This is a genomic window from Sphaerisporangium flaviroseum (assembly GCF_039537005.1).
Taxonomy (GTDB): Bacteria; Actinomycetota; Actinomycetes; order Streptosporangiales; family Streptosporangiaceae; genus Sphaerisporangium; species Sphaerisporangium flaviroseum.
Map to the genome: position 1 here is coordinate 265,628 of NZ_BAAAZR010000020.1, position 13,365 is coordinate 278,992.

Annotated in this window: 10 protein-coding genes; 4 read left to right on the forward strand and 6 right to left on the reverse strand. The window is 69.7% G+C overall.

Features of this window, described 5'->3' with window-relative positions:
• Window positions 1-6: 6 nt before the first annotated feature.
• A complete protein-coding gene (locus ABD810_RS26690; RefSeq protein ID WP_344946083.1) occupies window positions 7-204 on the forward strand; it encodes a hypothetical protein in 198 nt (65 codons plus the stop codon).
• Window positions 205-249: 45 nt separating this feature from the next.
• Here ABD810_RS26690 and ABD810_RS26695 read toward each other — a convergent pair whose 3' ends face one another.
• Complete coding sequence (locus tag ABD810_RS26695; protein ID WP_344946085.1) at window positions 250-1,038, reverse strand: alpha/beta fold hydrolase; 789 nt, start codon at window positions 1,036-1,038, stop codon at window positions 250-252.
• A 173-nt stretch (window positions 1,039-1,211) separates the two neighbouring features.
• Window positions 1,212-1,994 (reverse strand): maleylpyruvate isomerase family mycothiol-dependent enzyme, encoded by a 783-nt coding sequence (locus ABD810_RS26700; RefSeq protein WP_344946088.1) that lies wholly within the window; start codon window positions 1,992-1,994, stop codon window positions 1,212-1,214.
• 472 nt (window positions 1,995-2,466) lie between these two features.
• On the opposite strand from ABD810_RS26700, the gene ABD810_RS26705 reads away from it, so the two are divergent.
• Complete coding sequence (locus ABD810_RS26705) at window positions 2,467-4,152, forward strand: glycosyl hydrolase family 18 protein (protein ID WP_344946091.1); 1,686 nt, start codon at window positions 2,467-2,469, stop codon at window positions 4,150-4,152.
• An 86-nt stretch (window positions 4,153-4,238) separates the two neighbouring features.
• On the opposite strand, the gene ABD810_RS26710 is transcribed toward ABD810_RS26705, so the two are convergent.
• From ABD810_RS26710 to ABD810_RS26720, 3 genes are read right to left on the reverse strand one after another with little or no spacing between them, the layout of a single operon-like run.
• Window positions 4,239-4,364, reverse strand: coding sequence for a hypothetical protein (locus tag ABD810_RS26710; RefSeq protein ID WP_344946093.1), 126 nt, complete (start codon window positions 4,362-4,364; stop codon window positions 4,239-4,241).
• Complete coding sequence (locus tag ABD810_RS26715; protein WP_344946096.1) at window positions 4,361-4,660, reverse strand: phosphopantetheine-binding protein; 300 nt, start codon at window positions 4,658-4,660, stop codon at window positions 4,361-4,363. The genes ABD810_RS26710 and ABD810_RS26715 overlap by 4 nt, the downstream gene beginning before the upstream one ends.
• Before the next feature lie 15 nt (window positions 4,661-4,675).
• Window positions 4,676-6,331 (reverse strand): class I adenylate-forming enzyme family protein, encoded by a 1,656-nt coding sequence (locus ABD810_RS26720; RefSeq protein WP_344946099.1) that lies wholly within the window; start codon window positions 6,329-6,331, stop codon window positions 4,676-4,678.
• Between the two features lie 740 nt (window positions 6,332-7,071).
• Between ABD810_RS26720 and ABD810_RS26725 the strand changes: the two genes are divergently transcribed.
• Complete coding sequence (locus ABD810_RS26725) at window positions 7,072-12,645, forward strand: non-ribosomal peptide synthetase/MFS transporter (RefSeq protein WP_344946102.1); 5,574 nt, start codon at window positions 7,072-7,074, stop codon at window positions 12,643-12,645.
• 62 nt (window positions 12,646-12,707) lie between these two features.
• Here ABD810_RS26725 and ABD810_RS26730 read toward each other — a convergent pair whose 3' ends face one another.
• On the reverse strand, window positions 12,708-12,911 hold the full coding sequence (locus tag ABD810_RS26730; RefSeq protein WP_344946105.1) for an SHOCT domain-containing protein: 204 nt from the start codon (window positions 12,909-12,911) through the stop codon (window positions 12,708-12,710).
• Window positions 12,912-13,068: 157 nt separating this feature from the next.
• Between ABD810_RS26730 and ABD810_RS26735 the strand changes: the two genes are divergently transcribed.
• Entirely contained in the window at window positions 13,069-13,359 is a 291-nt protein-coding gene (locus ABD810_RS26735) for a DUF2218 domain-containing protein (protein WP_344946108.1), read from the forward strand.
• Window positions 13,360-13,365: the final 6 nt, after the last annotated feature.

Consider the following 13,365-nt stretch of genomic DNA (forward strand, 5'->3'; position numbering starts at 1 on the left):
TCGCCGATGGCCGAGGACAGCGCGTCGACGGAGCATTTCACCGACGAGGAGTACGCCTTCCTGCGTTTCGCGAGATACGGCGAGCTTCCGGCCCCGGTCCTGCCGAGCGAGATGGTCGAGGAAGTGAAGACCGACCAGCCCCACATCGTCCTCGAACAGGCCTTCGACGCCCGCCAATGGGGCGAAGCCGGCCGCTTCCTGTAGACAGCAGTGGGCGAAACCGCCAGTGCGCCGCACGAGCCGCCTATGTCACAGCGCCGCGAGGATCGCCTTGGCGGTCGTGTCCGGCAGTTCGGCGTGGGCGTAGTGGCCGGCGCCCTCGATCAGTACGACCTTCGCGGGGGGCGTCAGCTTTCCGGCGATCAGGTGAGCCTCCGCGGTGGGATCGGCGAAGTCTCCGTCCTTGGTCCCCATCACCACCAGGGTTGGACACCTCACCTCGGAGTAGCGTGACGCGACCCCGGCCAGCGAGACCTCGATCTGCGCGCGGAGCGCCGCCAGCCGTCCGGGCTCGCGCAGGTTCGCCTTGAGCTCTCCCAGGTAGCGGTCGAAGTCCGCGGGCTTGGCGGTCGGGTAGGAGGAGCGCAGGAACATCCCCCACAGGAACGCGCTCCGCCCGACCGCCCGGGAGGCGAGCTTCATCCATGCCTTGATCGGCGAATCCCCGGAGAAGGAGCCGATCAGCACAAGCTCGGTGATCTCCTCGGGTGCCTCGGCCGCCGCCCACACCGCCGAGGCGCAGCCGATGGAATGGGCGACCACCATGGCAGGACCACCGAGGTGGCGGATGAGCGCCAGCACGTCCTCACCCACGGGGGTGATGTCGTAGCTCGGCCATCCGGTGCTCGACTCGCCGTAGCCGCGAACATCCATCGCGGCGACCCGGTAACCCGCGTCCGCCAGCTTCCGGGACAGGAAGCGGAACGTCGCCCGGGTGTCCCCCATGCCATGGACCATGACCGCCAACCGGCCATCCTCCGGACCCGTCACCTCGTACGCGACACGCCCGCCCACCGTCTCCAGAAACCTGGCCGCCACGACACCCTCCTCCACACGAGAGAGCAGCGCTCTCAACTGAGATCAGTGAACACCAGACTCATTCATCAAGTCAAGAGCACTGCTCTCACATGCGAGCACCAATCCAGTTAAGTACGAGCCGATCACCGAACACCTGAAAGCTCGGCTGGCCGGCAGTCACAACTGGCCGGGGGTTACAAGGCGGTGGCGCCTAGCCAGCGTGCCAGCAGGTCGTCGTCGCCGAACAGCTCGAAACGCTGGTCCGAAGGCTTGAGGCGGCCGTAGAGGAGAAGTATGAGGTCACTGGCCGAGCCCCGCACGGCGACGTTGCCCTTGCCGTGACCGTGTTCCCAGGTGAAGCCTTCCGGCCGCAATGTGACCATCCACTCACCACTGCCGGTGCCCACATCCGTGGCGTGGAAGTGCAGGGTCTCGCCCTTTCCTGAGAGCTCCTTCAAACGATCGCTGATCCACGGCGCGGCGGAAAGGTTGTCGAGCAACTCGTCGATGCCGTCGATCGCGATCCTGGTGTCGATGCGCGGCTCGATCCCGCAGGTGATCTCGGCGTCGGCCCGATGGACCGTACCCTCGTGGAGCATTCGCCGGGCCCAGAAGCCCGAGCGCTGGTCGGGTCCCCATGACCACACCGCGGTGTCGGCGCCCGCCGCCCTCAAGGTGGCGACCAGCGATACGGCCCCCTCCCCCAGCCAGCGGGGATAACCCTTGTCATCGTCCGGCAGGGTCACCGGCACCTGCCGAAAGGGGATGGGCACCTGGAGCCGGTTCTCCACGATGTGCCCGGCCCACCGCTGCGTCAGCCCGAGGTGCTTAAGCAGCTTGGTCATGGTCCACCCCGGACAGGTGGGCACCTCCGCAGCCGGATCGGCGTCCCCCGCGACCCGGACGAACCGTCGCATCTCCACCTCGATCGCCGAACAGTAATCCTCGTGCGACCAGCCCTTGATCTCCACACTCATCCCCCGAGCGTAATCCGCGCCCCCTCAACGCCCCACCCCCTGCGACAGACAACCAGTCACCCCCCGAACGCCGTCAACGGATGAAGTGATCCATCGAACGCGTCGACGAGCCGCGCCCGGGAGCGGACGACCTCCCGCAACTCGACGTCACGCGGGGCGAGAAGCGCACGCGCCATGGCGGCGGCCGTACCCCGGTCCGACTCCGGCGGTCAGAAAACGTTGACGGAGCAAGCGTCGCCGGGTAGGTTCCAAGCTAATTAAAAGGAAAGCTTCCTAAAAGTTAGGTCGTAACCATGAGGTAGGAAGGTTGCCGACATGTCGCGGGCTCCGCCGTTCCTCTTGTGATCCACCGCCTCCGGGTTTCCCGGCACCAGGCCGGCACACCACCCCCCACGGTGGGCCGCCGGCTCCGTACATACGTCCAGAATCGACCCCCCTTTTCGCATCCGCCCGATGGACGTGGGAGCAGCGCATGAGACACAAGTTCACCAGACTCTTAGTGGCAGCGGTGGCGCTGCTTCTTCCGATCAGTACAGCGGTTGTGTTCGGGCCGAGTGCGTCCGCCACGGTGGCCGCTTCGAGCCGTGTCGCCCTGGCGGCGGCGTGGGCGCCGAACACGGCGTACACCGTAGGCACCGTGGTCACCTACAACGGCGTCGACTACAGGTGCATCCAGAGCCACACGTCCCTGACCGGCTGGGAACCGCCGAACGTCCCGGCGCTGTGGGGGCCGGTGACCGGCGGTGGCGGTGACACGACCGCGCCCAGCACGCCGGGCAACCTCCGGTCCACCGGAACCACCTCCTCCAGCGTCTCGCTCGCCTGGAACGCCTCGACCGACAACATCGGCGTCACCGGCTACAACGTCTACCGCGGCGGCACACTGGTGACCACCGCCACCGGCACCACCTACACCGACACCGGCCTGTCGGCCAGCACCGCGTACACCTACACCGTCCGCGCCCGCGACGCAGCGGGCAACCTCTCCGCCAACAGCAACCAGATCAGCGCCACCACGCAGAACGGCGGCGGCGGGGGCGGCGGGAACAAGCTGCTGGGGTATTTCGTCCAGTGGGGCGTCTACCAGCGCAACTACCACGTCAAGAACATCGAGACGAGCGGCTCTGCCGCCAAGCTCGGCTACATCAACTACGCCTTCGGCAACGTGACCAACGGCCAGTGCGCGATCGGCGACAGCTACGCCGACTACGACCGCGCGTACACCGCGGCCGAGAGCGTGGACGGCGTGGCCGACACCTGGGACGCCGGCGCGCTGCGCGGCAACTTCAACCAGTTGCGCAAGCTCAAGGCCAGGCACCCGGGTCTCAAGGTGATCTGGTCCTTCGGCGGATGGACCTGGTCCGGCGGCTTCGGGCAGGCCGCGGCCAACCCGGCCGCGTTCGCGAACTCCTGCTACAACCTCGTGGAGGACCCGCGCTGGGCCGACGTGTTCGACGGCATCGACATCGACTGGGAGTATCCGAACGCCTGTGGTCTGACCTGTGACACCAGTGGGCCGGCGGCGTTCAAGAACCTCATGTCGGCGCTGCGCTCGCGCTTCGGATCGGGCAACCTGGTGACCGCGGCGATCACCGCCGACGGGACCTCGGGCGGGAAGATCGACGCCGCCGACTACGGCGGCGCCGCGCAGTACCTCGACTGGTACAACGTCATGACCTACGACTACTTCGGCAGCTGGGCGGCGACCGGTCCGACCGCGCCGCACTCCCCGCTGCACTCCTACACCGGCATCCCGACGCCGGGCTTCTACTCCGACAACGCCATCCAGAAGCTGAAGAGCAAGGGCGTCCCGGCCAGCAAGTTGCTGCTCGGCATCGGTTTCTACGGCCGGGGGTGGACCGGGGTCACCCAGAGCGCTCCGGGCGGTACGGCCAGCGGGCCCGCGCCCGGGACGTACGAGCAGGGCAACGAGGACTACAAGGTCCTGAAGACCAGATGCCCCGCGACGGGCACGGTGGCGGGCACGGCGTACGCCCACTGCGGCAACCAGTGGTGGAGCTACGACACCCCGAGCACCATCTCGGGGAAGATGAGCTACTCCAAGAACCAGGGGCTCGGCGGCTCCTTCTTCTGGGAGCTCAGCGGGGACACCACCAACGGTGAACTGATCACCGCGATGAGGAACGGGCTGGGCTAGGCACGGCCACGGATGGGGAGCCGGGCACGACCGCCCGGCTCCCCATTCACATGCCGAACGGCAAAGGAAACGACCTCGGCGGCTCGTCAGGGTGAGGGTGAGTAGTGGTCGCCGGGCATGGTGCGGCACATCGCGAGCCAGATCGGTCGCATGCCCCACGCCAGCAGGGCGGTCCCCGACCGTTCCCCCTCGAACCTCACCTCCACCGTCATCCGCCCACCCGCCGTCTGGACAGCACGTCGAGGATCTCGTTCACCAGTGCGTCGAGGTTGTCGAGGAAGTCGACGTCGCCGCCGAGGTCGATCTCCACGCCGAACTCCTCCTCGATCGCGTCCAGGAGCCGCAGGGTGGTCAGCGAGGTCACGCCGAGCGCGGTGAACGAGCCGGTCGACCGGAGCACCTCCTCGGAGGTGATCTCCCCGTCCGAGGCCACTGCCACCATGTCGGCGACGCGCCGCCTCAGTGCCGCGCCGTCGAGGCCGTCCGATTCCATGTACGCGTCCGTCATGTCGCCTCCTGGATGTCAAGGAGAGTCCGCTGCATCGTCGCCTTCCGGGGTAGCGAGGATGGTACGCAGTTCGCGCTTGAGCACCTTCCCTGCGGCGTTCTTGGGCAGAGAGGGGAGGATCAGCCATCGGGTCGGCAGCTCGTGGCCGGCCAGCCGGCCGGACAGGAAGGCCCGCAGCTCGACCGGCGAGGTCTCGGAACGGCAGACGACACCGGCGGCGACGGCCGAACCCATGACGGGATGCGGGATCCCGAACACGGCGGCGTCCACGACGGCCGGATGCTCGTGCAGGGCGGCCTCGATGCGCAGGGTCGAGATCTTGAACGCGCCGGACTTGACGATGTCGCTCTCCCTGTCGAGGAGGTACAGGTAGCCGTCCTCGTCGAGATAGCCGATGTCGCCCATGCGTACCCACCCGTCGCGGAACACCTGGCCGGGAGCGTCGCGATCCCCGTCGTAGCCACGCGGGGCGGCCGGTGACCGCAGCCAGACCTCGCCGGCCGTTCCCGGCGGCACGGGGCGCAGGCCGTCCGAGATCATGAGCGCGCCGCCGGACGCGGGCCGGCCCACCGAGTCGGGCCGTGCGGGGTCGAAGACCATGGTCGTCTGGGCGGGTGCGGCCTCGGTGGAGGTGTAGTAGTTCACGATGGTCGCCCGGGGAAAGGCCTTGGTGAGCGCCGTGGCGACGGCCGGCGCCAGCGCCGCGGCGGTCGAGCCGAGCAGCAGCACACTCGACAGGTCGTGCTTCTCCGCGACTCCCGCGTTGAGCAGCTCGATCGCCATGGACGGGACGAGGAACACGGTTCCGACGCCGTAGGACTCGATCAGGCGGCCGAAGCGGGCGGGGGTGAAGCGCGGCAGGGTGAGCGCGCCGGGGCGGGCGTCGAGCGAGTTGATGAGCATCGTCTGCGCCGCGTTGGTGCCGATCGGGAAGGCATGGAGGAAGTGGCGGGAGTGCGCGAGCGGGCGGTGCCGGGCGTCGGGGGAGCAGCCGTAGGTGAGGTTCGCGTGGCTCGCCACGACCCCTTTGGGCTCGCCCGTCGTGCCGGAGGTGTACAGGATCTGGGCGGGGTCGCCCGGCCGCACCGGCACGCCGCAGCCGGTGTACGCACGGGACCCGACCTCTCCGCCATCCCCCGCGACCTCGCCTTCGACCGTCACCCGTCCAAGGCCCACCGGCTCACCTAAGCCCACCGTCCCTCCAAGGCCAACCGGCTCACTTACAGCCGCTGCCCCTCCAAGGGCCGCCGTCCCTCCAAGGGCCGCCGTCCCTTCACCGTCGCGGGCCGTCAGTTCCGCCAAGGTCACCGTCCACAGCCCCTCACCCGCCACGCTTCTGCCGGCGCCGTGTACGGCGCAGGTGGCGGAGCTGTGCGCCAGGAGCCGGTCCAGTTCTCCCGGTGGCAGGCCCCCGGACAGCGGCACGGCGACACCGCCGGCCTTCTGCGCGGCGCAGTAGGCGATCGCGTAGTCGATCCACTCGCTCTCGCCGAACACCAGACCGACCCGGTCGCCAGGGCGCAGCCCGCGTTCGAGCAGGCCCCGCGCGGCGTCGTCCGAGCGGCGGTACCATTCCCCGAAGGTCAGCGAGCCGACTCCGTGGACGGTGAGCGCGACGCCGGCGGGATCGGCCGAGGCACGGGCGGCCAGCAGGCCCGGAACGGTCTGCACGGCGGCCCGTCCGCGGGCTGGGCGTGGTTGCACGGCACGCACTGTGCACCTCCGAGAAATGGGCGCGTGCGAATGGCGACGACACCCCTGGCCGGCGCGCATGAATCCAGAGAACGACTGTTTCCGCTGCTGTGGAGCATTAATTCCGCGATGGCCAGGCCACTTGAGCCACGGGCAACCTCAGCCGTTCACACCCCGTTACGCGGCTTTTTCGGTTCGTGAAGACACCTACTTGGGAGCGCTCCCATATTGCTGTCCCCTCCGTCGCCCTGTCAAGGGTGTGGACGCGGAAACCCCGCCTTCCAGGGGGTTTCCGTGGACGCCAGAGGCGGACGCCCAACGGGATAACGGTCACTTCCGCGACCTATTGACAATTCCTATTTCTCGTTCATAGCGTACGCTTCATTGATCAGTGCCACGTTATGTGAGTTTCCCTCGTGCAGTGCCGCCGAGGCGATATATCCGCTGACCCGAGCCGCCTCCCGCTGATGAGGACCGGACCGCGTGAAAGACGGGTTCGCCATGCCTGCACCATCGACGTCACCAGAATCCGGCGACGGCGATCTCTCGTCGTCGAGCCGCCACTCCGGTGCCCTCGGACGGGCGCTGGACGAGACCATCGCCCGGCACGGAGCGCTCCGCACCCCGGAGGTGGCGACCCCATCCCCCTCCGGCGAGGAGAGGTCCCTTGCCCCACCGGAGGAGACCAGGCTCCTCTCCAGTCCCGAAGAAACGAGATCATGAGCGAGCCCCTGACCGATCCCGCCCCAGGGTTACGGACCGAGCCATCCGGCTCCGGCCTCCCGTTGAGCGCCACCAAGCAGGCGCTGCTGGCCCAGCGGCTGCGGCGCCGTCCCGGGGCCGCGGCCGCCCCCGACCTCATCCCCGCCCGCCCCGCCGGTACCGCCCCGCCGCTGTCGTACGCCCAGGAGCGGCTGTGGTTCATGGACCAGCTCGTTCCGGGAACAGCCGCGTACACGATCGTCCTCACGCTGCGACTGGGCGGCACGATGGACGCCGAGGCGCTCGAGGCGGCCGTTCATCACGTGGCCGACCGGCATGAGGCGCTGCGCACCCGCTTTCCCGCCGGGGACGACGGCCGTCCCGCGGCCGTGGTGGCGGAGTCCTCCGGCGTACGGCTGGCGCACGAGGAGGCGGACTCGGAGGACGCGGCCCGGAGCCTGGTCGAGCGGCTGGCGGCCGAGCCCTTCGACCTGGCGGCGGGCCCCCTCTTGCGGCCCCTGCTGATCCGGCTGGGCGCCGAGGATCATGTGCTGGCGCTGGCCGTGCACCACATCGCCTGCGACGGCTGGTCCTGTGACCTGCTGACATCGGAGATCCTCACCCGCTACGAGACGTACGCGCGCGACGACCTGCGCGAGGCCGGCCGTCCCTCGCCTGAGGCACCGGAGCCCGCTGACCGAGCACGGCCCGAGCGGCCGGCGCTCGACTACGGCGACTTCGCGGTCTGGCAGCGCCGGGACCAAGCGGCGGACCGCGACCTCGCCTACTGGAGCGAGCGGCTCGCCGGGCTCCCGCCCCTGGACCTGTTCACCGACCACCCCCGGCCGCACCGGCAGACCTTCGCGGGATCGGCCCACGGTTTCCGGCTCGACGCCGAGGAGGCGTCCGCCCTGCGGGCGATGGCCTCCGACCTCGGCGTCACGCCTTACATGATCGTGCTGTCCGCGTGGCAGGCGCTGCTGGGGCGGTACACCGGCCAGGACGACTTCGCGGTCGGCTCGCCCGTCGCGGGGCGGCCGAGGCCGGAGCTGGAAGGCATGGTCGGCTGCTTCGTGAACATGCTGACCATGCGGGCAGACCTGTCCGGGGATCCCACGTTCAAGGAACTGCTGCTGCGGACCAGGGAGTCCGCGCTGGACGCGTACACGCACCAGGACCTGCCGTTCGAACGGCTGGTGCAGGAGCTGAACGTGACCCGCGACGTCTCGCGGCCCCCGCTGTTCCAGACCATCTTCGCCATGCAGAACTACGGCAGCCGGGGCCGCCCGGTGGACAGGCTGGAGGTGGCGGCGTTCCCGGTGGAGACGATTTCCACCCGGTTCGACCTGGAGCTGTACGCGAGCGAGGACGCCGACGGCCTGGGCCTGCTGCTGATCTACAACACCGACCTGTTCTCGCCGGACGCCGCCGAGCGGATGGCGACGCACCTGACCATGCTGCTGAGGGGCGTCACCGCCCGTCCCGACGCGCCCCTCACGGAGATCGGCATCCTCGGGGAGGCCGAGCGCGAGCGGGTGACCGGCGGGTTCAACGCGACGGGCGCGCCCTTCCCGGAGGAGGCGACCCTCCATGGGCTGATCGAGGAGCAGATCGCCCGGACCCCCGACCGCACCGCCGTCACCTTCGAGGGCGCCTCCCTCACCTACGCCGAGCTAGGCGCGTGGGCCGACCGGATCGCCGGGCGGCTGCGGTCGCTGGGCGCCGGGCCCGGGACACCGGTGGCGGTCTGCGCGGAACGGTCGCTCGAACTGGTCGCCGGGCTGCTCGGCGTGTTGAAGGCGGGCGCGCTGTACGTTCCGCTGGATCCGGAGTACCCGGCGGACCGGCTTGCCTTCATGCTGGCCGACTCCGGCGCGGAGATCGTCCTCACGCAGCGGCGGCTGCGCGACACGCTCCCCGAAGAGCTCCGGCGGGCCCGGCTCCTGCCCCTGGACGAACCGGCCGAGTGGCCGTCCGCCACCGGCGCGCCGGTGGCTCCCGGCGATCCACGCGACGTGGCCTACATGATCTACACCTCGGGATCCACGGGCCGGCCGAAGGGCGTGCCCAACTCCCACCGGGGCATCGTCAACCGGCTCGACTGGATGCAGAAGAGGTTCGAGCTCGGCCAGGGCGACACCGTCCTGCAGAAGACGCCCGCGAGCTTCGACGTGTCGGTGTGGGAGTTCTTCTGGCCGCTGCTCGCCGGCGCCCGGCTCGTGCTCGCCAAGCCGGGCGGCCACAAGGACGCCGCCTACCTGTCGGGGCTGATCCGCGCGGAAGGCGTCACCACCCTGCACTTCGTGCCCTCGATGCTCGCGGTCTTCCTCGCCGACGAGACGGCCGGGGCCTGTACGTCGCTCCGGCGGATCATCTGCAGCGGCGAGGAGCTCTCCGCGGACCTCGCGATCAGGTGCCGGGGCGCGCTGCCGGCCGGGTTGCACAACCTCTACGGCCCGACCGAGGCCGCCATCGACGTGTCGGCGTGGGTCTGCGAGCCCGAGGCGCTGGCGGGGCAGGCCCGCGTGCCCATCGGGGCGCCGATCCAGAACATCCGCCTGTACGTGCTCGACTCCAGGTTGGAGCCCGTGCCGATCGGGGTGCCCGGCGAGTTGCACATCGGCGGAGCGGGCCTGGCGTACGGCTACCACGGCAGGCCGTCCCTGACGGCGGAACGGTTCGTCCCCGATCCCTTCGGGCCACCGGGCGCGCGGCTCTACCGTACGGGCGACCTGGCGCGCTGGCGGCCGGACGGCACGATCGACTTCCTCGGCCGCCTGGACACCCAGGTCAAGGTACGAGGCCTGCGCATCGAGCTCGGCGAGATCGAGGCCGTGCTGCGCGAGCAGCCGGGCGTGACCGACGCCGCCGTCATCGTGCGCGAGGACCGGCCAGGGGACAAGCGGATCGTCGGCTACCTGGCCGGCGAGGCCGAGACGAGCGAGGTGCGCGCCGCGCTGAAGCTGCGGGTGCCGGACTACATGGTGCCGTCCGCGCTGGTGACCCTGGACGCGCTGCCGCTGTCGCCCAACGGGAAGCTGGACCGGCGCGCCCTGCCGGCGCCGGCGCTCGTCCGCGAGGACAGCACGGCCTTCGTCCCGCCCGAGACCGAGACGCAGGAGTCGATCGCCGCCGTCTGGCGCACCGTGCTCGGCGTCGAGCGCATCGGCGTCGACGACGACTTCTTCGACCTGGGTGGCCATTCGCTGTTGGCCACCCAGGTGATCGCCGGGATGCGCGCGAACCACGGCGCGGGCGTCTCGGTCATGGATCTGTTCCAGAACCCCACGATCCGCGAGCTCGCCGCGCTCGTCGACACCCCGGCCGACGAGCGGGGCCCGCGGGGTCTGCTGTACGAGCTGACGCGGCCGGTGCCCGCCGAGCAGCGCGTGCTGTCCTACGTCTGCGTGCCCTACGGCGGGGGAAGCGCGGTGGTGTACCAGCCGCTGGCCGATGCCCTGCCGAAGGGGTACCGGCTGTTCTCGGTCGCCATCCCCGGCCACGACCTCGGCGTCGACGAGGACCGGCTCCCCTTCGACGAGCTCGCCGCGAGGTGCGTCGCCGAGATCCTGGAGAAGGTGGACGGGCCGCTGGCCCTGTACGGCCACTGCGGCGTCGGGTCGGCGATGATCGTGGAGATCGCGCGGCGGCTGGAGGCCGCCGGGCGCGAGCTGGAGGTCGTGCACATCGGCGCGATCTTCCCGTTCGCCCGCCCGGAGAACCGCGTGATGGGAGCGCTGTCCAGGATCGCGCGGATGGAGTTCCTCCGCTCGGACCAGGAGTACACCAACTGGCTGGTCTCCTGGGGTCTGGACATCAACGACCTGGACCCCGAGCAGGCCAGGCACATCATCCGCAACATGCGCAAGGACTCGGAGGAGGCCGAGGCGCACTACACGCGCCTGATGAGTGACGGGGTCGACCGGCTCCGCGCCCCCATCGTCACCATCGCCGGCGAGCGCGACCCTTCCACGGACTACTACCAGGAGCGCTTCCGCGAGTGGCACTTCCTCACGGATACCTCGGCGGTCGTGGTCCTGGCCGAGGCCGGACACTTCTTCCTGAAATATCGGGCCAAGGAGGTGTCGGAGATCGTCACCGGCGTCTACCGCACGCTGGACGAGCCCACGTCCCTGGGCCGGGACATACGCGGGGGCCGGGACGCCGACTGGTGGCTGCACGACGTCTCGCGGGCCGACCGGCCGGCGACGGCCACCGGCCCGAAGCCGAGCATGGCCCGGTTCGTCACCGTGGCCCTGGGCCAGCTCGTGTCGATGACGGGTTCGGCGCTGACCGAGTTCGCCATCCCGATCTGGATCTACCTGCAGACCGGCTCGCTCATACGGTTCGCGCTCTTCGCCGTCCTGGGCCTGGTGCCGGGCATGCTGGTCGCCCCGCTCGCCGGGGCGGTGGTCGACCGGTCGAACCGGCGCCGGGTCATGCTCGCGGGTGACATCGCCGCGGGCTCGACCCAGCTCATGCTCGGCATCCTGCTGTGGACCGGCAACCTGGCGACCTGGCACATCTACGTGCTGCTCGTCTGCCTGTCGATATCACTGCAGTTCCAGCGGCTGGCGTACGGCTCCTCGATCCCCCAGCTCGTGCCAAAGCGGTATCTCGGCCATGCGAACGGCGTCGCGCAGATGGCCGGCGGCGTGGCGCAGCTTCTCGTCCCGCTGATCGCGGTCGGCCTGATGGCCTCGATCGGCCTCGGCGGCATCCTGGTCATCGACGTCGTCAGCTACGCCTTCGCCGTCATCGTCCTGCTGTTCACCAAATTCCCGTCGAGCATGGCCTGGCAGCGCAAGGAACCGGTCCTGACGGAGATCGCGAACGGCTTCCGGTACAGCTGGGGCCACTCCTCCATCAGGGCGATGCTGCTGTTCTTCGCGGCGCTCAACATCTTCCTGTCACCGTTGTTCCTGCTGATCTCACCGCTGGTGCTGTCGTTCGGCACGCTGCCCGACGCGGGCAGGGTCGCGTTCGCCTCCGGTCTGGGCGTACTGCTCGGCGGGCTGGCCCTCACGGTGTGGGGCGGTCCGCGACGGCGGCGACTGTACGGCATGATGCTCTGCACGCTGGGGCTGTCGGCCTGCTGCCTGGTCACCGGCGTCCAGCCGAGCCTGGTGACGATCGCGGCCGGCGCGTTCGGCATGGCGTTCTCGCTGACCGTGGTCAACGGCATCTACACCACGATCGTGCAGGTCAAGGTGCCCCAGCGGTTCCACGGCCGAGTGTTCGCGCTCAACACGCTCATCGCCTGGTCGACCCTGCCGATCGGCTTCGGCCTGGTCGCGCCGTACGGGAGCAAGCTGTTCGACCCGCTCCTGGCCAAGGGCGGCCCGCTGGCGGACAGCGTGGGCGCCGTGATCGGTGTGGGCCCGGGGCGCGGCATCGGGTTGATGTACATCCTGTTCGCGCTGGCCATGGCGGTGCTGGTCGTCATGTCGCTGCGTTTCAGGTCCCTTGCCCGCTTCGACGCCGACGTGCCCGACGCGGCGCCGGACGACCTGGTGGGGTACGAGGCCCTGCAACGTCGCATCGCCGAGCGGAGCGAGCGGGAGAAGGCGGGTGCCCGCTCCGTAGGGTGAGCAGCGGGAAAGGGGGTGCCTGCCCCATGGGGAGAGCGGCGCTACCAGTCCGGGGAGGGGGGCTACCAGTCCTGCGAGAGGCCGGACATCCGCCGGAGGTACTCGTCCTCGTCGATCTCTCCGGCGGCGTAGCGCCGCTTGAGGATCTCCCTCGGATTGTCGGCGGGGGGAAGCTCCTGCGTACGGCGGGGCGTCCAGGTGCGCACGAGGATGAGCACGCACGAAATGATGATGATCAATCCGACAAGCACCAGAATGGTCCTCACACCAGCCTCCATCTCCCTGTCACCGCGGCGCCGCCACGGCATTTCCTCGACGCGCGGAGCGCCGGACGCCGCGGTTCCCAGGTCACGCGCTTCCAGTCTCGCAGCTTCGCTGACGTATGGTAATACTTGAGCGCTCAACTGAACTGAGGAGCCGACCATGCCAAGCTCGACCGCGAGAGTCGCCACCGACGCCGCGGGCCGCTACGCCAAGCAGCTCGCCTCCCATCTCGGACGCAGGATCCAGGTGCGGGACCGGCCCGGCGGCGGCTTCCATCTGACCCTGCAGGCCGGCGAGGGCGTCCTCGTCCCCGAGCCCACCCGGCTGGTGATGCACGCCACCGCGCCCGACCCCGAGACCCTGGCGACGGTGCAAGATGTGCTGGGCAGCCACCTGGAGCGCTTCGGCCGGCGCAACGAGTTGATCGTCACCTGGGAGGACGACGAGTAAGGCTCA